The sequence below is a fragment of the Rhizobium sp. NRK18 genome (genome assembly GCF_024385575.1).
Taxonomy (GTDB): domain Bacteria; phylum Pseudomonadota; class Alphaproteobacteria; order Rhizobiales; family Rhizobiaceae; genus JANFMV01.
On record NZ_JANFMV010000001.1, the window covers coordinates 916,491 to 939,944 of the forward strand.

Sequence of the window (23,454 nt, forward strand, 5' to 3'; positions counted from 1 at the left end):
TCTGCCACGACTGTTTCGGACGCTCCAAGGAAAAAGCACCGCGCATGCACATCATTCGTTCAGAGGCGGATATCCGCCGTGGCCTCGACGCACTGGCTGCCGCCGATGCGCGCCTCGCGCCGGTGATCGCCGCCTGCGACGGTACGGTGCCGCTGAGGCTGCAGCCGGCGGGCTATGCCGGGATTGCCCATATCGTCGTTTCGCAGATGGTGTCGCGGGCGAGCGCCCACGCCATCTGGGGGCGCATGGTCTCGGCACTGGGAGAGGTATCCGCCGACACCTATCTCGCAGCCGATCCGACCGTCATTGCCGGCTTCGGACTGTCGCGGGCCAAGGAAACGACCCTGAGGCGGATTGCCGCGGCAGTGGCCGATGCGGCGCTCGATCTCGACGCCGTGCCGAAATTGCCGGCGGGCGAAGCCATGGCGCAGCTGACCTCGGTCAAGGGGATCGGTCCCTGGACGGCGGAGATCTATCTGATGTTCTGCGGCGGCCATCCGGACATCTTTCCGGTCGGCGATGTGGCGTTGCGGGCAGCCGCCGGCGACCTGTTCTTCAAGGGCGAGCGGCCGGACGAGAAGGTAACAAGGGCGGTGGCGACCGCCTGGGCGCCATGGCGGTCCGTTGCCGCGCGGCTCCTGTGGGCGGACTATGCGCGGCGCCGCCAGAGGGAAGCGCTTCCCGTTACGTGACCCGGATCGGCAACACTGTCGGCACGGTTCTGCGGAAAGCATTGGCCGTTTGTTATTTAGGCTTCACATAGCTGTAATAACACGCCTAATATCGTTCTTGCGAATGCCGAATCGATCAGGAGTGCTCACTTGACGATTGCAGTGTCACCACAGGCTTTGCCGGCTCTAGTCTTGAATGCCGACTACAGGCCACTGAGTTATTATCCCTTGTCGCTATGGTCCTGGCAGGACGCGATCAAGGCCGTTTTCCTAGACCGAGTGAACATCGTCGCCGAGTACGAACACTCCGTTTCCTCGCCAAGCTTCTCGATGAGATTGCCGAGCGTGGTCTGCCTCAAGACCTACGTCCAGCCGTCGCGCAACCCGGCCTTTACCCGCTTCAACGTCTTTCTTCGCGACCGCTTCCAGTGCCAGTATTGCGGTTCGCACGAGGACCTGACCTTCGATCATGTCATTCCCCGCTCTCATGGCGGCGAAACGACGTGGGAAAACGTCGTGGCGGCCTGCTCTCCCTGCAATCTCAGGAAGGGCAACAAGATGCCGAAGCAGGCGGGCATGATCCCGATCCAGAAGCCTTACCGGCCCTCGGTCGCAGACCTACACAACAACGGCCGGCTGTTTCCGCCAAACTATCTGCACGAAAGCTGGATGGACTATCTCTACTGGGATTCCGAGCTGCAGCCTTAAGCGATTGCTCAGGCTGTCTTGCGGAAGCCGATGAAGGCGATGGCGGCGAGCACCAGGCTGGTGACGACGTTCATGTTCGCCATCGACAGGCCCATGATGCGGAGCGCTGCGACCGTGCAGGACGGACCATGCTCCGAGCCGATCTGGGCGAGGAGGTCGGACGCGCTGCCGGTCACGCTGGCGCCACCCGCCGAGCAACTTGCCGGTCCTTCCCAGAAGCCCCATTCAACGCCGGAGTGATAGACGCCGAGACCGGCGCCGACGAGCATCATGATCGCGAGGAGGAGCAGGAGGCCGCGGGTCAGCGAGACCGGCAGCCGGAAGACAGCGGCAAGAATGGCCAGCACCCCGAGCGGAATGCCGTAATAATAGGGCTGGCGCTGGATCAGGCAGAGATGGCAGGGAATGTAGCCGCCGATATACTGGAAGGCGAGCGCCGAACCGATGACGGCCACCATGCCGGCGGTCAGCAGGGCTGCGGAGGATTTCAGGGTCAGCTTGTCGGCCATCATCGTTTCGATCGTCCGTTCAGAATACAAATTTTACCAGATAGAAGCCGCCGAACAACAGCACGACGAAAACCGTGAAGAGGATGCCGAGATATTTCTCGATGAACAGGCGGATCGGCTCCCCGAAGCGGCTGAGCAGCCAGGCGACGAGGAAGAAGCGGGCGGCGCGGCCGATGATGCTGACGATCGTGAAAACCAAGAAATTGAGGCCGGTGGCGCCGGAAAAGATCGTCAGAACCTTGTAGGGGAACGGCGTGACCGCAGCAAACAGCACGCCCCAGCCGCCCCAGGTGTTGTACCAATCGGCGATCTGATCGAAGGAGTTCTCCTTGCCGTAGAAGGCAAGGATCGGCTTGCCGATGCTTTCGAACAGAAACATGCCGATCGCATAGCCGAGGAAGGCGCCCAGAACGGAGCCCAGGGTGCAGATGATGGCAAGCCTCACCCAGCGCTGCGGCCTCGCAAGCGTCAGCGGGATCAGCAGGACATCCGGCGGGATCGGGAAGACGGAACTTTCGACGAAGGAAACGCCGAACAGCGCCTTTTCCGCATGCTTCGTCGCGGACAGCGACATGGTCCAATCATAGAGGCGTCTGAGCATCGGCGTCCTTCTTGCAAGATCGAAGACCTTTTAGGGGGAGCCGGGAAGCCTGTAAATCGGCCTTTTTCGCTCGCTCCTGCTTTTCTCAAAAACTTTTCGTGAGCGCGGGAATTTGCAAAAATCACGGTTGACCCGGCCCTCGGCGTTCGTATAGTCCCGCTGACTTCCGCTTCGACCACGAAGCCGGATGCCCCATTGGCGGAATTGGTAGACGCGCTCGACTCAAAATCGAGTTCCGAAAGGAGTGCTGGTTCGACCCCGGCATGGGGCACCACCCTTCTTGCGTTCACGCTTTTTTCTTGTTCATCGTTGCCGCGAAGTGCTATTGCGGTGCAGCATTCTGGAACGCTGCCGATGAAATTGCCGCCCCGCAACAGCTATGACGACCTGATCCGTGACTTCGTCTGGGATATCCCGGCCGAGTTCAACATGGGGCGGGCGATCAGCGATGACTGGGCCGAGCGCGAGCCCGAGCGGATCTGCCTTCAGCATTTTTCGCCGGACGGCCATCATCTGTCGATGACCTATGGCGAGCTTTCCGGGCAGTCGAACCGCTTCGCAAACGCGCTGCGGGGCCTTGGCGTCGCACAGGGTCACCGGGTGGCGCTGCTTTTGCCGCAGAGCTTCGAGACGGTCGTCGCGCATGCGGCGATCTACAAGCTCGGCGCCATCGCGCTGCCGCTGGCGCTGCTCTTCGGCGCCGAGGCGCTTGAATATCGCCTCGCCTTTGCCGGCGCATCGGTTGTCGTCACCAACGACTTCGGCTTTTCGCGGCTGAAGGACATCCGCCAGCGGCTGCCCGATCTCCGGGAGATCATCCTGACCGGCGCGGCGGCCAGTGAAGGCGCGCATCTCTTCGGCGATCTCGTCGCGTCCCAGCCGGCACAATTTGAAGTGCCGAGGACGGGGCCGGACGATCCGGCGCTGATGATCTTTACCTCCGGCACGACCGGCGCGCCGAAGGGCGCGCTGCATGGGCACCGTGTGCTCGCCGGGCATATTCCCGGCATCCAGTTTGCCCATCATTTCCTGCCGCAGCCTGGCGACCGCATGTGGACGCCGTCCGACTGGGCCTGGGCCGGTGGCCTGCTGAACGCGCTGATGCCGTGCCTGATGCTCGGCGTTCCGGTCGTTTCGTCGCCGGCGCAGAAGTTCGATCCGGACACGGCCTATCGCATCATGGCGGAAATGAAAGTCCGCAACGCCTTCATTCCGCCGACGGCCTTGCGCCTCCTGAAGTCAGTCGAGGCGCCGCTCGAAAAATATGATCTGCAATTGCGGACGATCGGCTCGGCGGGCGAAAGCCTCGGGCGGGAAACCTATGAATGGGCGAAACGCGTGCTCGGCATCACCGTCAACGAATTCTACGGCCAGACGGAGTGCAATTTCGTGATCTCCTCGGCGGCGGAGCTGGGTGTGACGCGCGCCGGCCCGATCGGCCGGGCGGTGCCGGGTCATCGCGTGGCGGTGATCAACGACGAGGGGCATGAAGTCCCCGCCGGAGCCATCGGGCAGATCGCGGTCAAGCGGCCCGATCCGGTGATGTTCCTCGGCTACTGGAACGACGAGACTGCGACGCGTGAGAAATTCATCGGCGACTGGATGCTGACAGGCGACCAGGGACGCATGGACCGTGACGGCTATATCGAATTCTTCGGGCGCAACGACGATGTCATCACCTCCTCGGGCTACCGCATAGGGCCGAGCGAGATCGAGGACTGCCTCAGCGGGCATCCGGCCGTCAGGCTATCAGCCGTCGTCGGCAAGCCGGATGCGGTCAGGACGGAAATCGTCAAGGCCTATGTGGTGCTGCGGGATGGTTATGCGCCGGACGAGGCGCTTGAAACCGAGCTTCGCGACTGGGTCAAGCAGCGTCTGTCCATGCATGAATACCCGCGTGAGGTCGCCTTTGTCGACGAGCTGCCGATGACGACGACCGGCAAGATCATCCGCCGGCTGTTACGCGATCAGGCGGCGGTCGAGGGCCAAGCGGCGGAATAACCGTCGGCCTCCTGGAAATTGCACCGGGCTATTCCGGATTGCGACCGCGGCGCGCCATCGACAGCAGCTTGTTCCTAATCATCTTGGCGACGTTGCGGGTGCTCGCATACATGTGCAGCTGGTTGGCCACCTGGCGCAGGTCGCGGTCGGCATTCGGTCTGAGGCCGATCAACAGCGTCCCCATCTCCTCACGCTCCAGCCACATCCGGCTCATGATCGGATGGTCTGGCACCGCACAGGAATCCGTGCGTTCGATGTTGGCGTCGTCGAGATGCCATTCGGTCAGCCGCGCGACGAGAAGCTTGCCCGGAGAAAAGCGCGCCAGGCTTTCATCGTAGGCCGTCTTCCAGGTGTAGGCCTCGCCGGCCATGATGAAGACGATCATCGAGGCGATGGCCTTGCCGTCGAGGTCGAGCGTGTGAATACGCACGGCGTCGATCTCGGCGAGATTGGTGATCGCCTCGCGGAAGAACGCCGCGCCGTAGCGGTCGTTGGCCATTGCGGTGCGCTTACGACCCTTCCAGCCGCCGGCTTCGAGCGCCAGGAATTCCTCCATGCGCAGCCGAATGTCCTGTCGTTGACGGGAGACGGTGTAGGTGAGGTCTCCCATCTCTTCCAGCTTGCGCCATTGGCGCCGCATCTCGCGCAGGTGCGAGGCGCTGACGGAGCCCTGCAGATAGGTCTGGCCGTCCTCGTAGCTCTGCAGCATCGGGCGCAAGGATTTTTCCGTCGCCTGTACCGGCAGGTTCCGGCCGATCGCGATCGTCTTCAACAGGCTGGCGATCGGGCTGTTCAGCCGCATCTCCGGGAGCACGAGCACGCTTGGCAGACCGGCGAGCGGGGAGGAGAACGCCTCCAGCACATTGTCGAGGTTCTCGGCCGCATCCTCGGCGTCGACCAGCGGCGTGCCGAGCGGGCCAAAATGATTTGCCCAGGCGCGCATGATGGACGGGCCGATAGAAAAGCCGGGCTTCTCGATCGAGTAGGGCATCAGGAAGCGCAGTCGGCTGCGGCGCTCGTCATTGTCGCGCATGACGGCAAGGCGGATGACCTTGTCCTCCAGCCGCGGCATGGCCGGAACCAGGAAGCGCGCGGAGAAGAAGACGTTCGGCTCTGCCGAGCGGTTCGACAAGAAGTCCAGTTCGCTTTGAAGCTCATAGCCGACCGAGGCGGGGTAAAGGCACAGTTCGCGACCGGGACGGCCGACGGCAAGGCTGATGTCGGCTGCAGGTAGGGGTTCCACGTCCGCCTTTCTAGCCGAGGCCGGATAGACGAGATCGACGGGAGGCTGGTTCGTTGGGTTTTGGGTCGTAGGCATTATCGAGCCTCCGGTTTGGACTGGTCGGCCATCGGATCGGCGAAGACGAACAGGCTGATGCCGAGCGCGAGGCGCACGGCCAGATGCAGAAGTATGGTTTCAACAAGGATGGCGCCGGTGGTCGCGATGGCAGCGCCGGTCAATCCCCAAAGCGGGATGAGGGTCATGTTAAGGGCAACGTTGACGATCAGGGCGCCAAAATACACGGCGACACAGGCTTTCTGTCGACCGGACATGGTCAACAGCGATTCCGCCGGGCCGATCATCGACTTGAACAGCGGACCCAGGAACAGGATCGCCATCAGCGCGTAACCCGCCGTGAAGGCTTCGCCAAAAAGCGACAGGATCAGTTTGCCGGCAAGCAGGACGAAAATGCCGATCGCTAGCGACGGCCAGAAGGTCCATCGAGCCGTCTGGTTGGCGAAGCTGGCGAGGCCCGCCAGGTCGTTGCGGGCAAACAGCGTGGAAAAGCGGGGACCGGCGGCCGCCTTGACCGAGAAAAAGACGAACTGGACCAGCGCCATGGTTTTTGCCGCCGCGAAGTAAATCGCGACATCGTTTGGCGGCAGGTAGATGCCGACGATGACCACATCCGAATTGGTCAGCAGGAAGGAGAAGCCTTCAATGAAGAAGATCGGCAGGGCAACCTTGAACCATGTGCCGAAATGAATGCTGTGGTCGCCTTTGAGGAAGCGCTTGCCGAGACGAATGGTGACGACGACGAATTGGCCGACCGTCGTGACGTAGGTGGCGGCAAGAGCTGCAACCATTGCCGTCACGGCCGTCCTCGGTTCACCGAACTTCACGGCAATGGCCATGAAGACGATGATCAGCGTCGGGCGGATGACGAAGGTCGGGCTCAGCGCGTTGATCGGCCAGCGATTGGCGCGGGCCGTGCCATCGAGCACGTCGCCGAGTGCGATCATCGGTAGCGCGAACAGACCGAGGAAGACGGGAGCGACATAATAGGGCGGCAGGGACGTACCAAAGACATGCAGGAATGCCAGCCCGCCGGCCAGAAGAAGGCTTGCGGCGACGAGGGCAAAGAGGCGGGCCGTAAAGGCCATGCCCCGCACTTTCGCATGGTCGCCGGCTGCCTCGTATTCGGGCAGAAAGCGGATCACGGTCGTGTTGAAGCCCAAGCAGGCAAAGTCGCCGAAAGTAATCACCAGGACCCAGACGTAGACGAAGATGCCGTATTCGAATTCACCCATCATGCGGGCGAGAATGACCTGGGATATGAAGGCGATTCCGGCGCTGACGACGCGTATGACGAAGGCGATCAGTGCCATGCGTTGGGCGTGCGCAAGCTCATCCCTGCCAGTCAACATGGCGGCAAGCTTCGCCATATGCGGTGCAACACGTGCACGCAGATGCGGAGGCAGCACCTTTTCGGCTGTTTCGATAACCGCCATGATCAAAACGCAATACCTGTGATCAAATGCAGAGGAACTCATATCGTTGTATCGTCAACAGGGTTAAGAAAGGATGAGGACGTCGTGTGCGGCGGTGCCGTTGTCGATGCTTGCCTGTTGGTTTTTGACGGTCCGAATCCTATCTTGATCTCATGAAACCAGAGGCGCTGCTGCATCCACAACCGGCCGGTCTTTATTGTCCCGTTGGCGACTTCTACATCGACCCGGTGCGTTCCGTTGCGCGGGCGTTGATCACCCATGGTCATTCCGATCATGCCCGCGCCGGCCATCAGTCCGTGATGGCGACTCGCCAGACGCTCGACATCATGCGGATCCGCTATGGCGACGGCTTTGCCGGGAGCGAGCAGGCGGCTGCGCTTGGCGAAAGAGTGGCGATCGGCGACGTGACGGTGTCGTTCCATCCCGCCGGCCATGTGCTGGGATCCGCGCAGGTCGCGGTGGAGCACGGCGGGACACGGATCGTCGTCTCTGGCGACTACAAGCGCTCCCACGATCCGACCTGCAGGCCGTTCGAGCCGGTCGCGTGCGACGTCTTCGTGACCGAGGCGACTTTTGCGCTCCCGGTCTTTCATCATCCCGATCCGGTGGACGAAGTCGCCAAGCTTCTGAAATCGTTGAAAACGTTTCCCGAGAGTACCCATCTCGTCGGAGCCTATGCCCTCGGCAAGGCGCAACGGGTGATCGCGCTGTTGCGCGAGGCGGGCTATGAGCCGCCGATCTACATTCACGGCGCGCTGCAGAAACTTTGCGACTACTACGCCGGCGAGGGGATCGTTCTCGGCGACCTGCGACCGGCGACGGTGGAGGGGGCGGACAAGCAGGCTTTCCGCGGTGCGATCGTCGTCGGACCGCCCGCGTCGTTTTCCGATCGCTGGGCGCGACGCTTTTCCGATCCGATCGGCGCCTTCGCGTCCGGATGGATGATGGTGCGCCAGCGGGCCAAGCAGCGTGGTGTCGAACTGCCCCTGGTGATTTCCGATCACTGCGACTGGCCGGAGCTGACGGCCACGATCGCCGAGCTGAAGCCCGAGGAAGTGTGGGTCACGCACGGGCGGGAGGAGGCGCTGGTGCGCTGGTGCGCGTTGCAGGGTATTCGTGCGCGGCCGTTGCATCTCGTCGGCTACGAGGACGAGGGCGACTGATGAAGGCTTTTTCCGCGCTTCTCGACCGGCTTTTGTTGACGCCGCAGCGCAACGCCAAACTCGCGCTCCTGGTCGACTATTTCCGCTCGACGCCTGATCCTGACCGCGGTTACGCGCTTGCCGCGTTGACCGGGACGCTCGACATCCACGCGGTCAAGCCAGCCCTTCTCAAGGAACTGATCCTCGAACGGATGGACGAGGAGCTTTTCCGCTATTCCTACGACTATGTTGGGGATCTGGCCGAGACGATTTCGCTTGCCTGGGATACCGGCGATCAAGGGGCAGAGGGCAGCGGGAAGGTTCCGTCACTCTCTTCGGTCGTCGAGGAGATGAACAGCCTTGGACGCACCGAGGTGCGCGCGCATGTCAGGGGGCTCCTCGATAGGCTCGACCCCTCGGGACGCTACGCCTTCATCAAGCTGACGACCGGCGGCTTGCGGATCGGCGTTTCGGCCAGGCTCGCCAAGCAGGCTCTGGCGACATTCGGCGGAACGGAGGTCACCGAGATCGAAACCTTGTGGCACGGGCTGGAGGCACCCTATGCCGATCTCTTCGCATGGCTCGAGGGACGAGCGCCGAAGCCGGAACTTGCCTCGCCGGCAATCTTCCATTCGGTCATGCTCGCCAACCCGGTGGGCGAGGGCGATCTCGAAAAACTCGATCCGGAAGACTATGCCGCCGAATGGAAGTGGGACGGCATCCGCGTGCAGCTTTCCAGCGCCGGCAGCCGCCGTCGGCTCTATTCGCGCAGCGGCGACGACATCTCCAACGCCTTTCCCGATGTTCTCGACGCCGTGGACTTTGAAGGTGTCATCGATGGCGAGCTTTTGATCGGCGGCACTGCCAGAACCAACCGGCCGACGCGCAGCTTTTCCGACCTGCAGCAGCGGCTGAACCGCAAGACGGTGAGCGCCCGAATGATGGAGGACTATCCTGCCTTTATCCGGGCCTATGATCTGTTGTTTTCCGGGGACGCCGATATCCGCGAGACGGCTTTTGCTGACCGGCGATCCCGTCTCTCCGATCTGATAGGGCGGGCTCAGCCGGAGCGCTTCGACCTCTCCCCGCTGGTCGAGTTTTCGACATGGGAACAACTGGATCGGCTGCGCTCTGAGCCGCCGGATCCGGTGATCGAGGGCGTGATGCTGAAGCGGTTCGACAGCGCCTACGCCGCCGGACGCGCGAAAGGGCCGTGGTTCAAATGGAAGCGCGATCCCTATAATGTCGATGCCGTCCTGATGTATGCCCAGCGCGGGCACGGCAAACGCTCGAGCTACTATTCCGACTTCACCTTCGGCGTCTGGACGGACGAGCCGGGCGTCGGCGAGTTGGTGCCGGTTGGCAAGGCCTATTTCGGGTTTACCGATGCCGAACTCGAAGTTCTCGACCGTTTCGTGCGCAACAACACTGTCGACCGCTTCGGTCCGGTGCGCGCGGTGCGGGCGGAGCCGGATTTCGGCTTCGTCGTGGAGGTCGCTTTCGAAGGCATTGCCCGATCGAAGCGGCACAAGTCCGGTGTTGCCATGCGCTTCCCGCGCATCTCGCGGCTTCGCACAGACAAGCTGCCCGCCGAGGCGGATCGGCTTGAGACGCTGATGGCGATGATTGAAGGATGATGTTGACCCGTGGCTACCGTCCGGGGCCGCACATCGCTCAGTGAAGGGCGCCTCCAAAATCCAGTGAATACTGAAAATTCTCGAAATCGTCCGAGTATATCTGCTGCACCAAACGGATGTTGTGATCGTCGTAGAAAGCGGAAAGCTTCTCCCGGGCAGAGGTTATTTTCCCGGTACCTGCTTCCACGGAGTGCGGCTTCGCGAAGGCCTGCGCCCAGTTCGTATCAAGGCCGCACTTTTCGAATACGGCATGCATTTCCGCGGCGATATTTTCGATTTTGCCAATGTGCCCGTATTTCTCGATTGGCTGGAACAGAAGATCCGATTGAGGCCAAAAATGCCGGTTATGCGATAGAACCTCGTCTTCAAGCGCTTCAAGGAACAGCCTGAAGCCTTCTCTGTTGTTCATTCCGAATCCTGGAAGGGAAAACCGTTCAAGCGATCCTCTGCCGACTTTATCGAGATAGCTGGACAAGGCGCGCGTGTAAGGGTTTCGAGAAATCGCGAAGCAAAAGAGCTGATCGTAGTGGCTCGATTCAGCCAGCGTCACGTTGACCGGATTGCGCATATGTCGCTTGAAGTCGGATCCAGCAACCACGCCATTTTCCAGTTCGAACAGCCTCGCAGCTATCGAGGTGTTCCCGCTCTTCTTGATCCTGTTGAAGCACAGCCCCAGCTTCGGGAAGAATGCCACATGGTCTTCGTCGTAGAAGATGCGAAAATTTACAGGTTTCGTGAGCAGGTAGGCTTTCGCTACCTGCCGACGTAGGCTTTTTCTGCTCATTGGCTTCGTGCTGTCTCCTCAACCGATCTGAGGCGGGTCTATGATCGATCCATCGATAAAGAATCAATGATAGTCCCGCTTCGGAATGAGTTGAAGCAGTCGCAAATTGAATCGGCGTCAGGCTTGCTCGTAAGCGCCGTGGCAGTGCTTGTACTTCTTGCCGGAGCCGCAGGGGCAGGCTTCGTTGCGGCCGACCTTGCCCCAGGTTGCCGGATCGTTGGGATCACGGTTTTCGGGGGCGACGTAGAGGGCCGTTGTCTCGGCTGACTCCAGCGACGGCTGCGCAAGTTCGTCTTCGCCCGACGTGGCATCGAGGTGGTGCGCTTCCATGACCGGCAGTTCAGGCGCGGGAGTCTCGGCCGCCTGGCGGACGATCTCGACCCGCATCAACTGCGAAATGACCGCCTGACGGAGGTTCGTGAGCAGCGCCGTGAACAGCTCAAAGGCTTCCTGTTTGTATTCCTGCAGCGGATCGCGCTGGGCATAGCCGCGGAAACCGATGACGGAGCGCAGGTGATCGAGGTTGACGATGTGCTCGCGCCACAAATGGTCCAGCGTCTGCAGGACGACGGAGCGTTCGACATAGGTCATGACTTCGGGGCCGAAGCGTTCGGCGCGCTCTGCTGCTGCCTTGTCGGCGGCCTCGGTGACGCGGGCGAGAATGTCGTCTTCGGCAATCCCGTCTTCCTTGACCCATTCCTCGACGGGAAGGTCGAGGTTGAGGACGTTTTCGATTTCGACCTTCAGTCCCTTCACGTCCCACTGCTCGGCATAGGCGCGCTCCGGAATGTGACGGCTGACCATCGCCTCGATGACTTCCTGGCGCATGTCGGCGACGGTTTCGGAAATGTCCTGCGCATCCATGAGTTCGACGCGTTGCTCGAAGACCACCTTGCGCTGGTCGTTGAGAACATCGTCATACTTCAGCAGGTTCTTTCGGATGTCGAAGTTGCGGGCTTCGACCTTCTTCTGGGCGCGTTCGAGCGCCTTGTTGATCCACGGATGGACGATGGCTTCGCCGTCCTTCAGGCCGAGCTTCTGGAGCATGCTGTCCATGCGCTCGGAGCCGAAGATGCGCATCAGGTCGTCCTGAAGCGAGAGATAGAACTTCGAGCGGCCGGGGTCGCCCTGACGACCGGCGCGACCGCGCAGCTGGTTGTCGATACGCCGGCTTTCATGGCGTTCGGTGGCGATGATGTAGAGACCGCCGGCGGCCAGTGCCTGCTGCTTGAGCTGCTTGACCTCTTCCTTGATCGCGGCCGCCTTGGCGTCACGCTCCGGACCCAGCTCCATTTCGGCCAGATCGCGATCGAGGCGCATCTCGAGGTTGCCGCCGAGCTGAATGTCGGTACCGCGACCGGCCATGTTGGTGGCGATCGTGACGGCGCCGGGAACACCGGCCTGCGAGACGATATAGGCTTCCTGCTCGTGGTAGCGGGCGTTCAGCACGCTGAAATCGGAGAAGCCGGACTTCTTCAGAAGCGTGGCCAGCAGTTCGGATTTCTCGATCGAGGTGGTGCCGACGAGGACCGGCTGGCCCTTGGCGTTGGCCGCCTTGATCTCGTTGATGATGGCCTGGTATTTCTCTTCCGCAGTCCGGTAGACTTCGTCGTCCTCATCAATACGGGCGATCGGCAGGTTGGTCGGCACTTCCACGACTTCGAGACCGTAGATGTCGCCGAATTCTTCCGCTTCCGTCGACGCCGTACCGGTCATGCCGGCTAGCTTGTCATACATTCGGAAGTAGTTCTGGAAGGTGACGGATGCCAGCGTCTGGTTTTCCGGCTGGATCTGCACGTGTTCCTTGGCTTCCAGCGCCTGGTGCTGGCCTTCCGAATAACGGCGGCCCGGCATCATGCGGCCGGTGAATTCGTCGATGATGACGATCTCGTCGTTGCGGACGATGTAGTCCTTGTCGCGCTGGAACAGCTTGTGGGCCTTCAGCGCGTTGTTGAGGTGGTGCACGATGGCGACGTTCTCGATGTCGTAAAGGGTCTCGCCCTTCAGCATGCCGGCGTCGCGCAGCAGGTTTTCGAGTTTCTCCATGCCGTCTTCGGAGAAGTTGGCGGAGCGCTGCTTCTCGTCGATCTCGTAGTCGCTCTCGACCAGTTCCGGGATGAACTTGTCGATGGTGTTGTAGAGATCGGAGCGGTCGTCCAGCGGGCCGGAGATGATCAGCGGCGTGCGGGCTTCGTCGACCAGGATCGAGTCGACTTCGTCGACGATCGCATAGTTGTGGCCGCGCTGAACCATCTGGGCGCGGTCGAACTTCATGTTGTCGCGCAGATAGTCGAAGCCGAGTTCGTTGTTGGTGGCGTAGGTGATGTCGCAGCCATAGGCCTGGCTGCGCTGCTCGTCGTCGAGGCCGTGGACGATCACGCCCGTGGTCATGCCGAGGAAGCCGTAGAGACGCCCCATGGTGGCGGAGTCGCGGCTGGCGAGGTAGTCGTTGACGGTCACGACGTGGACGCCCTTGCCGGCGAGCGCGTTGAGGTAGACGGGGAGCGTCGCCACCAGCGTCTTGCCTTCACCGGTCTTCATCTCGGCGATGGCGTTCTCGTGCAGGATCATGCCGCCGATCAGCTGTACGTCAAAAGGCCGCAGGCCGAGCACGCGCTTGGCGGCTTCCCGGACGACCGCAAAGGCCGGCACGAGGATGTCGTCCAAGCTTTTTCCGGCTGCCAGCTGCTCCTTAAACTCGGCCGTCTTGGCCTTGAGCTGCTCGTCGGAGAGGGACTGCATATCGCTTTCCAGCGCGTTGATCGCCGCCACTTTCGGCTGGTAGGCGCGAATGCGACGATCATTGGCTGAGCCGAACATTTTGCGGGCTAATCCGCCGAAGCTGACCATTCGAATGGCCCTTTCCTTGACTATTTTCTTTCGCCGAAAATTGCGGCAAATCGGAGTAATTCGCCCGGAACTCTTCTGGACGCGAGGTTGCGTGACAGATAAGAGGGGGGGCAAATGATGTCAACGGGACAGGCGGGCCGATAAAGGCCACATTTGACTGTTCATGACGATTTTCGCCCGGTTTCGCATATGTGCTCCTCGAAATCCGGGACAATAGGGAAAGGCCTGTTCATGCTCAGCACTCGGAAATTCGCAGCGGCCGCAATCGCTGCCTTCATGTTGTCCCACGCAGCGGCTTTTGCCGAAGACGCCAAGGACAAGGTCGTCGCCAAGGTCGGCGATCTGGAAATCTACCAGTCGGAACTCGACCTCGCCGTCGCAAATCTCGATCCGCAGCTCGCCAAGCTGCCGCCGGAGCAGAAGGAAGTCGCAGCCCTTTCCGGCGCGATCGACCTCAAGCTTCTGGCCGGAAGCGCGATGGCCGAAGGCCTGGAAAACGACGCCGACTTCAAGATGCGCATGCGCTACCTGAAGGATCGCGAGCTTCACAACACCTACTTCCAGAAGCATGTCGTCGACACCGTCACCGATGACGAGGTCAAGGCGCGCTACGAGAAGGAAATCGCGGCAATGCCGAAGCAGCAGGAGGTGCATGCACGCCATATCCTGCTGAAGACCGAAGACGAAGCCAAGGCCGTGATTGCCGAGCTCGACAAGGGTGCCGATTTCGTCACGCTGGCCAAGGAGAAGTCCAACGATCCGGCCAAGAGCGAAGGCGGTGATCTCGGCTGGTTTACCAAGGGCCGCATGGTTCCGGAATTCGAAGAGGCCGCATTTGCATTGCCGGTCGGCACCTACACGAAGACGCCGGTCAAGACGCAGTTCGGCTATCACGTCATCAAGGTCGAAGAAAAGCGTGACGTTGCTCCGCCGCCGTTCGATCAGGTCAAGGACCAGGTCCGTCAGCTGGTGATGCGTGACAAGTATGTCGCGCTGCTGCAGGCAGCCAAGGACAAGACGAAGGTCGACATCCTCGACGAGACCCTGCGCAAGGGCTACGACGACGCCAACAAGGCGCCCGAGGCGACCGAGCCGACGAAGTAAAAGACTGACGATGCCCGTCGGGTCTCAGTGACCCGGCGGGCCTGCCCCGCTTCGCATCAACCCGTTCTTTCCCAGGATCACTTGGCCATGTCCGGAACCGTTTCGCCGCTCGCTCCGAAATCCTATCCCGAAATGCCCGCTCTTCGTGGTGTACGCATGGCGACCGCCGCTGCGGGGATCAAGTACAAGGGCCGGACCGACGTCCTGTTGATGCTGTTCGATGCGCCGGCAGCCGTCGCCGGCGTTTTCACGCGGTCCAAGTGCCCGTCGGCTCCCGTCGACTTCTGCCGTGCCAATTTGCCGCACGGCGTTGCGCGTGCCGTTGTCGTCAATTCCGGCAATGCCAACGCCTTTACCGGCAAGAAGGGCCGAGAGGCGACGGCGCTGACCGCCAAATCGGCTTCCGAGGCCGTCGGCTGCAGCGAGAGCGAGGTCTTTCTCGCCTCGACGGGCGTGATCGGCGAGCCGCTGAAGGCGGAGAAATTCGCCGGCGTGCTCTCTGACATGGCCGGCGCAGCCACAGGTGACTTCTGGCAGGAAGCAGCCAAGGCGATCATGACCACCGACACGTTTCCGAAGGTGGCGACCCGGACGGCTTCGATCGGCGGCGTGACGGTCACGATCAACGGCATTGCCAAGGGCGCCGGCATGATCGCGCCGGACATGGCGACGATGCTGTCTTTCGTCGCGACCGATGCCGACATCGAGGCGTCCGCACTGCAGGCGCTGCTCTCCGATGGCGTCGGGCCGTCCTTCAATTCCGTGACAGTCGACAGCGATACCTCGACCTCCGATACGCTGATGCTGTTTGCGACCGGTGCGGCCGCCGCCGATGGCCAGACAAAGATTACCGATGCGGCCGATCCCGCGCTTGGCGAGTTCCGCGCGGCGCTCAATGATCTCCTGAAGGACCTCGCCCTGCAGGTGGTCTGCGATGGCGAGGGGGCAACGAAGCTTCTCGAAGTCAATGTGACCGGTGCAGAGAGCGATGCTGCCGCAAAGCGCATCGCGCTTTCGATTGCCAATTCCCCGCTCGTCAAAACCGCTGTCGCCGGCGAGGACGCCAACTGGGGTCGCGTCGTTATGGCCGTCGGCAAGGCCGGCGAAGCCGCCGACCGCGATCGTCTGGCGATCTGGTTTGGCGACGTTCGCGTCGCCGTCGATGGCGAACGCGACGCCGATTATTCCGAAGAGGCGGCGTCGGCCGTCATGAAGCAGCAACGGATCAAGGTCCGGGCGGACATCGGCCTCGGCGCTGGTTCGGCAACCGTGTGGACCTGCGACCTCACCAAGGAATATGTCGCCATCAACGGTGACTACCGGAGTTGATTTCTTTCGATGTGGAATACCGCTGCCGTGGCCTCTGACGTCAATCCCAACCTGCCGCTCGTCCGCCGCCTCGAAGCCGTCGGTTTTCGTGCCTGGCCAGCCGCCGATATACGTTATGATGGAAGCTGGCAGTTGCGCATGACCGCGGGCCATCCGAGCAGGCGCGCCAATTCGCTGGTCCCGCTAGATCCTCGCGATACGCGCGACATTTCCGGCCGGCTCGAAAAGGCGCGCGACGCCTTCGCAAAGGCCGGACGCCGCTTCGCTATCAAGGAAACACCGCTTTGCCCAGCTCCGCTGATCGCTCTCCTGGAGCAGCTTGGATGGACGGCAGAGGGCGAGACGTCGGTGCAGGTCGCCAACATTTCGGCGATGGAACTCGGCAATGGCCAGGATCACCTGCCGAGCCACGACATAGAGCGGTTCGTTGATGCCTGTCTGGCCGTCGAGCCGGACAAGGGGGCGTCGCGCGATGCCCTCGTCCGGCTATTCGGTGCCATCGAGCCGGACGCCGGCCTTTTCTTCATCGAAGACGAGGCCGAAGGGCCGCGGGCGGTGGCGCTATGCATTCACGACAACGATCTGGCCGGCATTCAGCAGGTGGCTGTGGCAAAGCATCTGCGTCGACAGGGGCTGGCGACCGAAATCCTGTCCTCGGCGTTGCTATGGGCCAAGCTCAGGGGCGCGCGCCAGGCCTGGCTGCAGGTGGAGGCTTCCAACGAACCGGCCAAGGCGCTCTATCGCGGCTTCGGGTTCAAGGAAGCCTATCGTTACCGCTACTGGGTGAAGGACTGATCGCGCATGTCTTCTACCCCTCGCAAGATCCTGCTCGTCGCCGCCTGTGCGCTCATCGATGCCGATGGCCGCATTCTTCTCACTCAGCGCCCCGAGGGCAAGTCGCTTGCAGGGCTGTGGGAGTTTCCCGGCGGCAAGGTCGAGCCGGGCGAGACGCCGGAGGAAACGCTGATCCGCGAGCTGGATGAGGAAATCGGCGTGACGACCAAAGTCGCCTGTCTGGCGCCGCTCACCTTTGCCAGCCACACCTATGACGACTTTCATCTTCTGATGCCGCTTTATGTCTGCCGTCGTTTCGAGGGCACCCCGCACGGCCGAGAGGGGCAGGCGCTCAAATGGGTTAAGCCGCAGGCGCTGCGCGATTATCCGATGCCGCCGGCCGATGAACCGCTGATCCCCTTCCTCCTGGATCTCCTTTAACGTCGAGTTCCTCGGCGGGGGAGTTTCGTCCTGCGGGCGAACTTCTTCCGGTAGGGCATCATCATGACGGCCGAGCCGGTGACCGCACTGCCGAAGGTCAAGGCAAGCGGCGCGGAAATCATGAAGGCCGCAAGATAGGGTGTCTCCGAGCGGAAGATGTGCGTGCCGAGGCCGCCGACATCCATTGCGATCAGCGCTGCGGCGACGAGTGCGCCCAGGACCATGCCGAAAGCGGCATTCAGGCCGAGAAACCACAGCATTTCCTGGTGATCCTGGCGGGCCTCTTCTGGCGTCAGAAGGTCGTCATTCTGGTCGGTATCGTCCATTGCGAACCCCTCCCGGGAAAGATCAACCGCATGATGATCTTCGAAGTCTAGACCTGCGGGCGGGGGAGGTCGAGTCCCGCCCGCAGGGCCGTCTCGCCTATTCGCCGAGTGCCGGCGCGGGCGTGGCGTTCGTGGTTTCGACACTGTCGAGCGGGTCCGCCTTTTCATGGACGGGCAGGCGCACGTCCTTGAGGAGAAGGGCCAGCACGAAGCTCAGCGCAAACAGGATGGCGCCAAAATCGTATACCCAGCCGAAGGCGTTGGTGAAGACGTCGACCACCATCATATACACGTCGTGCGGCAGCGCCTGCATCGCCTCCGGGGTCATCTCCTTGACCGGTGCCGGAAGGCTGGCTGCGACGTCCTGCGGCAATCGCGCTTGAAAGTATCCGAGCCCGGCATTCAGCAGTCCACCATTGACCGCCAACCCGAAGGAGGCGCCGATCATGCGGGCGAGGTTGATCGCACCCGTTGCGGCGCCGACATGGTGATGCGGGGCGGCGTTCTGGATCGCCGTCATCAGCGTCTGCATCTGCAGGCCGATGCCAGAGGCGAAGAAGAACATCAGCGGGGCGATCAGCCATACCGGTGTCGCCGCGCTCACCTGGCTGAACAGGATGAGGGTGACGGTACCAAGCGCCATCGCGATAACCGGGAAGATCTTGTAGCGCCCGGTTCGCGACACGATGATGCCGGATGTCACCGAGGCGATCAGCGAACCAGTCGACGGCGCGATGAACAGAAGGCCGGCATAGGCCGGCGGCAGGCCGGTCACCGTCTGCAGGAAGAGCGCGAAGTAATTGAGCAGGCCAAGCGTGCAGACGCCGACGACGACGGATATCGCCAACGATAGCGCGATGGTCCTGTTGGTGAAGAGGGAGAGCGGCAAGATCGGTTCCTCCGCCTTCATTTCTGCGAGGACGAAACCGACAAGTGCCAGGACCGCGACAATGGGCAGGCCGATGAAGAGGCTCATCGGCAGGGACCCCGATACCGCTTCCTCGGTCCAGTAGACGATGGCGGTGACGCTGACGGCGAGCAGCAGGCCGCCGAGATAGTCGATCGCGGGCCGTTTCGTGCTGAGGGTTGACGGCATGGCCAAGGCCAGCACCGCCGCCACCGCGATCCCGATCGGCAGATTGATGAGGAAGACGTACTCCCAGCCGATCGACTGCGCGATCAGGCCGCCGGATGCAGGCCCGGTCAGGCTTGCAAGCGTGAAGACGATCGTCGAATAGCCTTGGTATTTGGCACGCTCACGCGGCTCGAACAGATCGGCGATGATGGCGAAGGCGGTTGTCATGAGACCGCCGCCGCCAAGACCCTGCAGGATCCGGGCGACGATCAGGCTTTCCATCGACCAGGCGAGGCCGCAGGCAAGCGACCCGATCGTGAAGATGATAATTGCGGTGATCGAAATGGTCTTACGGCCGAAGAGGTCGCCGAGCTTGCCGTAGAAGGGCGTGACGGCGGCGGTGGCTAGAAGATAGGAGGCGCCAACCCAGCCGAAAAGGTCGAGATTGCCAAGGTCGTCGGCGATCGTCGGCAGCGCCGTCGCCACGATCTGCATGTCAAGGACGGCCATGAACATCGAGGCGAGCGCCGCGACATAAATGACGTGGCGCCGCCGGGAGGAAAGGGCTTGAATATTCATCGGAGAACCTTTTTGGAAGAACCGGGATTTTTTATGTCATTTGCATATATATGTAAATAGCATATATTTATATTTTACTTGAATGTGCGTGAAGCACATTCTTGACCGAGGTCCGACGGGTGTCATAATGAGTGATGACGAGGCAAAATACAGGGAGATCGTAGGGTCTTTGGCGGCAGATGATAATGACAAAAGCAGGCGCGATCTGCGTGTCGGGCGATACAGGGAAAACGGTCTTTCCGAAGATGCTGCCGATGCGGCCGTTCTGATCGACGATACGCTTGCCATTCTCCGGCGCTCGATGGTTCGCCGGCAGGTGGTGCGGAAGGCCATTGATCACCTGTCGCTGGATATCGACGTCGCGCAGTTGGAAGTGATTTATGCCGTGGGCGCGGCGGCGTGCCGACCGGGGTCCGGCGAAGTCACGGTTGGTACGATCGCGGAGCAGCTGGCAATCGATCCCTCTCGTGCAAGCCGGCTTGTCGCCGAGGTCGTCGACCGCGGCCTTGTGCGCCGGGTTGCCTCGCAGGGAGATGCCCGCCGGATCTGCCTTGAGCTGATGGAGACGGGACAAGCCTATCTGGATGCCATTTTCGATTACAAGGCGATCATGTTTTCCCAAGCCGTGAGTGATTGGGAGGAAGAAGACCTCGTCACCTTTGCGCGACTGTTCAAGAAATACAGTGCCTGGATCGAGAAGGAAGGAACGGACCTCGGCGAGGCTGCGGCCCGCGTCGAGGCGCTTGTCGACAGCCTGAAACGCTTCGGCGTCAAGGGCTAGGTTTTCGCTCCGTTGGGGATGGAGACAAAATCCTCAGGCCGCGCTAATCTCTCGCCATGGACATGCAGCCCATTTCCGAGCGGACGTCTGCGCCGTCATCGATTGGCGCATATATACGGTCCCACTGGCGCGGCGAGCAGGGGCTGTGGTGGTCTTTTGCCGTCAACCTCGCCCTGCTTCGCGGCATCATTTTTCTTGCCCAGTGGTTGCTGCGTCCTGCAAAGGGCGACGACTACTTCGACAATCGGATCGCCGTTTTCCTGCTGATGATCCTGTTCCACGGGGTTGTGCTGGTCTGGCAGGTCGTCGGCGTCTTCCGGGCCGGCGAAGCCCATATCCGAAGCAATGGGTCGATTGCCGCGCATTGGGGCGCGCAACTCGGTGTCATCATCGCCTTCTGGCTGACGATCTCCTACGCCTTCGAGGCCTGGCAGATGACCATCTATATCCCCAAGGGTGAAAGCTTTGCCGCGCGCATGGAGCGCGAACGCACGAGCCGGTATCAGATGGTGGTGGATGACGAGGCTGGCGTATTGTCTCTCGTCGGGTCGATCGAACTGAATGCGACCCGGCGCATGCGGGAGCTGCTGGCCAGCCATCCCGGGATCGAAACCGTCGTGCTCGCCAGCGAAGGCGGCAACATCTTCGAGGCCAGAGGGCTTGCCCGGCTGATCCGCGAACGCGGCCTCGATACGCGGGTGGATGGCGACTGCACATCGGCTTGCACGATCATCTTCATCGGCGGAGAGCAACGGATCCTCGGTCCGGCCGGTCGGCTCGGATTTCATCAATATCGGTTCGACGCGCATTACGTCGTCCTCGGCAACGATCCAGCCAAGGAGCAGGAGAAGGACCGAAGCCTCTATGCCGAGGCTGGCGTGACTTCCGACTTCCTAGCCAGAATGTTCTCCAAGGGGGCGACCGACATGTGGTTTCCGACCGCGGACGAATTGCTGGATGCCGGTGTGGCGACGCAGGTCAGCCGATAGTGGTTGGATCGCTAAGCCAGACGAATTTTTATTTTCCCTTTCCAGGCGTCGTTAACAGAACTTTTATCACCCGTTGCGATATTGGGCTCAAGTATTGCGTTGGCAGGACAAGGGTGCCGAAAGTGACAGACGACGAACTCTGGAGAACGATCAGGGATGAGAAGCAGTTCTCCGCCAAGACCTATCGTACCGGTGCTCTGAATTTCGCGCTGCTGTTCGGGATCGCGGTCGTGGCACTCTCGCTCATCCTCACACCTATGCTGTCGAAGTCGACCGGGCCGTTTTACGCGAGCATTCAGGATCCCTACGACAACATCACGACCGGCTCGATCAAGAAGTCCGACCACAACGGTCGCACTTACACGCTGCGCCGCAGCGTTTTGCTCGATTCTCCGGGTTCCGTTTGCGTGCTGGGAGACGGCGATACTTCGGACGGTTGCTGACAGGCAGGCGTTCGCTTCTAGACAACGGCTGTTGAAAAAAGGGTCGCGACTGTGGGGTTTCTGATTGCTCTTCTGAAGGATTGTCGCGGCGCCACCGCCGTTGAATATGGCCTTCTTGCTACGTTGATCTCCGTAGGACTTCTCGGTGGCCTCAACCTCTTTTCCGGCAGTCTCGAGAATGTCTTCTCTACAGTTTCCAACGCTATCTCAGGTGCAGGCTGACTGTCTCCGCCCCCGCGTTTTAAATCTTGATCTCCTGCGTCTTCAGCGCATCGGCGAGCCTGACTTTCGCTGAGCCGGGCTTTAATGGCTTCTGCTGGTTTTCGTGCGGGGCCCAGCCTGCAAGATAGACGATGGAGAAGGTTGCCCGGATGCGGCCGTCCGGGTCCGAAAACCGTTCGGCATAGATTTCGGCGGCGCGCACGAGAGTTTCCCGCCTCAGAGGCTTACGGCTCCGGCCGACAAGCGGATTGGCCATGCCCATTGCCCTCAAGTCTCGCATCAACCCGAACATGGTGTCGTAGCGCACCGTGTAGTTTTCGGTGTCTGCGACCGGCAGCGCGAAGCCGGCCCGCTGCAACAGAGCGCCCAAATCGCGGACATCGGCAAAGGGGATGACCCGGGGGCTGGCGCCGCCGGACTTCTCGGATTCGGCCGCCAGCAACGCTTCGCGCAATTCCTGCAACGTGCCCGAACCCGGAACCGCTGCGAGGAACAGGCCGTCCGGCTTCAACGCGCGGCGGATCTGTATGAAGACACCCGGCGTATCGTTCGTGACATGCAGGGAAAGAGGGGACACGATCAGGTTGACCGATTGCGGCTCCAGCGGCACGGCGTCGAGCGGGGCGATCAGAATATCTTCGTCGTCAGCCGCAAAGGCAGTGGATGTCTCGATACGCCGCATCCTGCCGACCTTGCCGGTTTCGACAAGCATCCGCGCGGTGACGCCACTTCCGCCGTGAAGTTCGGCCGCCTCCTCGAATTCCCGTTCCACCGCACCCAGCCGGCCGGCAAGTTCTTCGGCGGCGATGTCGAGCAGGAAGGTCGCCGGTCCCTCGGGCAGGTTTTTCGCCCTTTCACGATTTTTCGCGATCAGCTCATGGTCGAAGATTGGGTCCATCGTTCTGTCTGCCATCTCTTGAAGTTGGTGCTTCGCTTTGGGCCCTCGCTTGCGCTATTGTCAAGCGCATGCTTGGAGCCTCCATTCTTCGCGGCCTGTCATCGCTCTCGGCCACGGTCTTGCCGGTACGCCGGTTCGTCGCCGATCTGGCCTTCCCGCCATGCTGCGCGGTCTGCGGTGCGGGCGGCGGCGATCACGGGGCGCTTTGTGCCGGCTGCTGGGGCGGCATCCGCTTCATCGAGCGTCCCTATTGCGAGGTGATGGGCACGCCGTTTTCCTATGATCCCGGGCCCGATATACTCTCGGCGGAAGCGATCGCCAACCCGCCCGTGTTCGACCGGTTGCGGTCCGCGGCACTGTATGAAGGTTGCGTACGCGAGCTGGTCGGAAACCTGAAGTACCGCGATCGCATCGATCTCAGCCTGATGATGGCGGCGTGGATGCAAAGGGCCGGTGGCGATGCATTGGCCAAGGCGGATGCGGTACTGCCCGTGCCGCTGCACCGCCAGCGGCTCATGTCGCGCAAGTTCAACCAGTCGGCAGAACTGGCTCGACATATCGCTGCCAGCTCCGGAAAGACGTTCCTGCACGCAAGCCTCATCCGGAGGAAGAAGACGGCGCAGCAGGTCGGGCTGGGGCTCAAGGCGCGCGAGGACAATGTCCGCGGCGCTTTCGCTATGGCACCCGGTCACGAACTCGATGTGGCCGGCCTGCGCATCGTTCTTGTCGACGACGTCTATACGACCGGGGCGACCGTCGCTTCCGTTACGCGCGTCCTGAAGAAGGCCGGCGCTGTTGACGTGACGGTGCTCACCTTTGCAAGGGCCCTGGACGGGCCTATATGACAATCAGACGAA

Annotated in this window: 23 protein-coding genes and 1 tRNA gene; 15 read left to right on the top strand and 9 right to left on the bottom strand. The window is 61.6% G+C overall.

The window, feature by feature from the left end; genetic code table 11:
• The first annotated feature begins 44 nt into the window (after positions 1 to 44).
• A complete protein-coding gene (locus NN662_RS04270; protein ID WP_261929073.1) occupies positions 45 to 692 on the top strand; it encodes a DNA-3-methyladenine glycosylase family protein in 648 nt (215 codons plus the stop codon).
• Positions 693 to 821: 129 nt separating this feature from the next.
• On the top strand, positions 822 to 1,379 hold the full coding sequence (locus tag NN662_RS04275) for an HNH endonuclease (RefSeq protein ID WP_261929074.1): 558 nt from the start codon (positions 822 to 824) through the stop codon (positions 1,377 to 1,379).
• A gap of 8 nt (positions 1,380 to 1,387) precedes the next feature.
• Here the strand turns inward: NN662_RS04275 and NN662_RS04280 are convergent, their stop codons facing one another.
• Positions 1,388 to 1,888 carry a disulfide bond formation protein B gene (locus NN662_RS04280; protein WP_261931858.1) on the bottom strand — a complete coding sequence of 167 codons (501 nt, stop codon included), beginning with the start codon at positions 1,886 to 1,888 and terminating at the stop codon, positions 1,388 to 1,390.
• Between the two features lie 19 nt (positions 1,889 to 1,907).
• Positions 1,908 to 2,489: a YqaA family protein gene (locus NN662_RS04285; protein WP_261929075.1), complete on the bottom strand. Its 582-nt coding sequence runs from the start codon at positions 2,487 to 2,489 to the stop codon at positions 1,908 to 1,910.
• 189 nt (positions 2,490 to 2,678) lie between these two features.
• On the opposite strand from NN662_RS04285, the gene NN662_RS04290 reads away from it, so the two are divergent.
• Together NN662_RS04290 and NN662_RS04295 are read left to right on the top strand one after the other, a co-directional pair.
• Positions 2,679 to 2,763, top strand: a tRNA-Leu gene (locus NN662_RS04290).
• Positions 2,764 to 2,843: 80 nt separating this feature from the next.
• Positions 2,844 to 4,490: an AMP-binding protein gene (locus NN662_RS04295; protein ID WP_261929076.1), complete on the top strand. Its 1,647-nt coding sequence runs from the start codon at positions 2,844 to 2,846 to the stop codon at positions 4,488 to 4,490.
• Positions 4,491 to 4,518: 28 nt separating this feature from the next.
• On the opposite strand, the gene NN662_RS04300 is transcribed toward NN662_RS04295, so the two are convergent.
• Complete coding sequence (locus NN662_RS04300) at positions 4,519 to 5,808, bottom strand: GNAT family N-acetyltransferase (RefSeq protein WP_261929077.1); 1,290 nt, start codon at positions 5,806 to 5,808, stop codon at positions 4,519 to 4,521.
• Complete coding sequence (locus tag NN662_RS04305; protein ID WP_261929078.1) at positions 5,808 to 7,223, bottom strand: oligosaccharide flippase family protein; 1,416 nt, start codon at positions 7,221 to 7,223, stop codon at positions 5,808 to 5,810. The genes NN662_RS04300 and NN662_RS04305 overlap by 1 nt, the downstream gene beginning before the upstream one ends.
• 152 nt (positions 7,224 to 7,375) lie before the next feature.
• Between NN662_RS04305 and NN662_RS04310 the strand changes: the two genes are divergently transcribed.
• Together NN662_RS04310 and NN662_RS04315 are read left to right on the top strand one after the other, a co-directional pair.
• On the top strand, positions 7,376 to 8,386 hold the full coding sequence (locus tag NN662_RS04310; protein ID WP_261929079.1) for a ligase-associated DNA damage response exonuclease: 1,011 nt from the start codon (positions 7,376 to 7,378) through the stop codon (positions 8,384 to 8,386).
• A complete protein-coding gene (locus NN662_RS04315; protein WP_261929080.1) occupies positions 8,386 to 10,002 on the top strand; it encodes a cisplatin damage response ATP-dependent DNA ligase in 1,617 nt (538 codons plus the stop codon). The genes NN662_RS04310 and NN662_RS04315 overlap by 1 nt, the downstream gene beginning before the upstream one ends.
• 37 nt (positions 10,003 to 10,039) lie before the next feature.
• Here the strand turns inward: NN662_RS04315 and NN662_RS04320 are convergent, their stop codons facing one another.
• On the bottom strand, positions 10,040 to 10,786 hold the full coding sequence (locus NN662_RS04320) for a sulfotransferase family protein (protein ID WP_261929081.1): 747 nt from the start codon (positions 10,784 to 10,786) through the stop codon (positions 10,040 to 10,042).
• Positions 10,787 to 10,903: 117 nt separating this feature from the next.
• Complete coding sequence (gene secA / locus NN662_RS04325; RefSeq protein ID WP_261929082.1) at positions 10,904 to 13,636, bottom strand: preprotein translocase subunit SecA; 2,733 nt, start codon at positions 13,634 to 13,636, stop codon at positions 10,904 to 10,906.
• Between the two features lie 231 nt (positions 13,637 to 13,867).
• On the opposite strand from secA, the gene NN662_RS04330 reads away from it, so the two are divergent.
• The 4 genes from NN662_RS04330 to mutT all read left to right on the top strand — a co-directional run bounded on the left by NN662_RS04330 (position 13,868) and on the right by mutT (position 17,284).
• Positions 13,868 to 14,740, top strand: a complete 873-nt coding sequence (locus NN662_RS04330; protein WP_261929083.1) for a peptidylprolyl isomerase — start codon at positions 13,868 to 13,870, stop codon at positions 14,738 to 14,740.
• An 87-nt stretch (positions 14,741 to 14,827) separates the two neighbouring features.
• Positions 14,828 to 16,069: a bifunctional glutamate N-acetyltransferase/amino-acid acetyltransferase ArgJ gene (gene argJ, locus NN662_RS04335; RefSeq protein ID WP_261929084.1), complete on the top strand. Its 1,242-nt coding sequence runs from the start codon at positions 14,828 to 14,830 to the stop codon at positions 16,067 to 16,069.
• A gap of 9 nt (positions 16,070 to 16,078) precedes the next feature.
• Positions 16,079 to 16,864 carry a GNAT family N-acetyltransferase gene (locus NN662_RS04340; RefSeq protein WP_261929085.1) on the top strand — a complete coding sequence of 262 codons (786 nt, stop codon included), beginning with the start codon at positions 16,079 to 16,081 and terminating at the stop codon, positions 16,862 to 16,864.
• 6 nt (positions 16,865 to 16,870) lie between these two features.
• Positions 16,871 to 17,284, top strand: coding sequence for an 8-oxo-dGTP diphosphatase MutT (mutT, locus tag NN662_RS04345; protein ID WP_261929086.1), 414 nt, complete (start codon positions 16,871 to 16,873; stop codon positions 17,282 to 17,284).
• Here the strand turns inward: mutT and NN662_RS04350 are convergent.
• A complete protein-coding gene (locus NN662_RS04350; RefSeq protein WP_261929087.1) occupies positions 17,281 to 17,610 on the bottom strand; it encodes a hypothetical protein in 330 nt (109 codons plus the stop codon). The genes mutT and NN662_RS04350 overlap by 4 nt on opposite strands.
• 97 nt (positions 17,611 to 17,707) lie before the next feature.
• Positions 17,708 to 19,264, bottom strand: coding sequence for an MDR family MFS transporter (locus NN662_RS04355; RefSeq protein ID WP_261929088.1), 1,557 nt, complete (start codon positions 19,262 to 19,264; stop codon positions 17,708 to 17,710).
• Positions 19,265 to 19,433: 169 nt separating this feature from the next.
• Between NN662_RS04355 and NN662_RS04360 the strand changes: the two genes are divergently transcribed.
• From NN662_RS04360 to NN662_RS04375, 4 genes are all read left to right on the top strand, one after another.
• Positions 19,434 to 20,045, top strand: a complete 612-nt coding sequence (locus tag NN662_RS04360; RefSeq protein ID WP_261929089.1) for a MarR family winged helix-turn-helix transcriptional regulator — start codon at positions 19,434 to 19,436, stop codon at positions 20,043 to 20,045.
• Between the two features lie 56 nt (positions 20,046 to 20,101).
• On the top strand, positions 20,102 to 21,034 hold the full coding sequence (locus NN662_RS04365; RefSeq protein ID WP_261929090.1) for a hypothetical protein: 933 nt from the start codon (positions 20,102 to 20,104) through the stop codon (positions 21,032 to 21,034).
• Between the two features lie 122 nt (positions 21,035 to 21,156).
• Positions 21,157 to 21,477 carry a hypothetical protein gene (locus tag NN662_RS04370; RefSeq protein WP_261929091.1) on the top strand — a complete coding sequence of 107 codons (321 nt, stop codon included), beginning with the start codon at positions 21,157 to 21,159 and terminating at the stop codon, positions 21,475 to 21,477.
• A gap of 51 nt (positions 21,478 to 21,528) precedes the next feature.
• Positions 21,529 to 21,699: a Flp family type IVb pilin gene (locus NN662_RS04375; RefSeq protein ID WP_261929092.1), complete on the top strand. Its 171-nt coding sequence runs from the start codon at positions 21,529 to 21,531 to the stop codon at positions 21,697 to 21,699.
• Between the two features lie 19 nt (positions 21,700 to 21,718).
• Here the strand turns inward: NN662_RS04375 and NN662_RS04380 are convergent, their stop codons facing one another.
• On the bottom strand, positions 21,719 to 22,597 hold the full coding sequence (locus tag NN662_RS04380) for a class I SAM-dependent methyltransferase (RefSeq protein ID WP_261929093.1): 879 nt from the start codon (positions 22,595 to 22,597) through the stop codon (positions 21,719 to 21,721).
• Positions 22,598 to 22,665: 68 nt separating this feature from the next.
• Between NN662_RS04380 and NN662_RS04385 the strand changes: the two genes are divergently transcribed.
• Positions 22,666 to 23,442, top strand: a complete 777-nt coding sequence (locus NN662_RS04385) for a ComF family protein (RefSeq protein ID WP_261929094.1) — start codon at positions 22,666 to 22,668, stop codon at positions 23,440 to 23,442.
• Positions 23,443 to 23,454: the final 12 nt, after the last annotated feature.

Coding starts and splice junctions, on each gene's coding strand:
- NN662_RS04305 (WP_261929078.1), bottom strand. CDS start 7,223: ATGGCGGTTATCGAAACAGCCGAAAAGGTGCTGCCTCCGCATCTGCGT.
- NN662_RS04365 (WP_261929090.1), top strand. CDS start 20,102: ATGGACATGCAGCCCATTTCCGAGCGGACGTCTGCGCCGTCATCGATT.
- NN662_RS04270 (WP_261929073.1), top strand. CDS start 45: ATGCACATCATTCGTTCAGAGGCGGATATCCGCCGTGGCCTCGACGCA.
- NN662_RS04380 (WP_261929093.1), bottom strand. CDS start 22,597: ATGGACCCAATCTTCGACCATGAGCTGATCGCGAAAAATCGTGAAAGG.
- NN662_RS04340 (WP_261929085.1), top strand. CDS start 16,079: ATGTGGAATACCGCTGCCGTGGCCTCTGACGTCAATCCCAACCTGCCG.
- NN662_RS04300 (WP_261929077.1), bottom strand. CDS start 5,808: ATGCCTACGACCCAAAACCCAACGAACCAGCCTCCCGTCGATCTCGTC.
- secA (WP_261929082.1), bottom strand. CDS start 13,636: ATGGTCAGCTTCGGCGGATTAGCCCGCAAAATGTTCGGCTCAGCCAAT.
- mutT (WP_261929086.1), top strand. CDS start 16,871: ATGTCTTCTACCCCTCGCAAGATCCTGCTCGTCGCCGCCTGTGCGCTC.
- NN662_RS04350 (WP_261929087.1), bottom strand. CDS start 17,610: ATGGACGATACCGACCAGAATGACGACCTTCTGACGCCAGAAGAGGCC.
- NN662_RS04385 (WP_261929094.1), top strand. CDS start 22,666: ATGCTTGGAGCCTCCATTCTTCGCGGCCTGTCATCGCTCTCGGCCACG.
- NN662_RS04310 (WP_261929079.1), top strand. CDS start 7,376: ATGAAACCAGAGGCGCTGCTGCATCCACAACCGGCCGGTCTTTATTGT.
- NN662_RS04280 (WP_261931858.1), bottom strand. CDS start 1,888: ATGGCCGACAAGCTGACCCTGAAATCCTCCGCAGCCCTGCTGACCGCC.
- NN662_RS04315 (WP_261929080.1), top strand. CDS start 8,386: ATGAAGGCTTTTTCCGCGCTTCTCGACCGGCTTTTGTTGACGCCGCAG.
- NN662_RS04295 (WP_261929076.1), top strand. CDS start 2,844: ATGAAATTGCCGCCCCGCAACAGCTATGACGACCTGATCCGTGACTTC.
- NN662_RS04320 (WP_261929081.1), bottom strand. CDS start 10,786: ATGAGCAGAAAAAGCCTACGTCGGCAGGTAGCGAAAGCCTACCTGCTC.
- NN662_RS04330 (WP_261929083.1), top strand. CDS start 13,868: ATGCTCAGCACTCGGAAATTCGCAGCGGCCGCAATCGCTGCCTTCATG.
- NN662_RS04285 (WP_261929075.1), bottom strand. CDS start 2,489: ATGCTCAGACGCCTCTATGATTGGACCATGTCGCTGTCCGCGACGAAG.
- NN662_RS04355 (WP_261929088.1), bottom strand. CDS start 19,264: ATGAATATTCAAGCCCTTTCCTCCCGGCGGCGCCACGTCATTTATGTC.
- argJ (WP_261929084.1), top strand. CDS start 14,828: ATGTCCGGAACCGTTTCGCCGCTCGCTCCGAAATCCTATCCCGAAATG.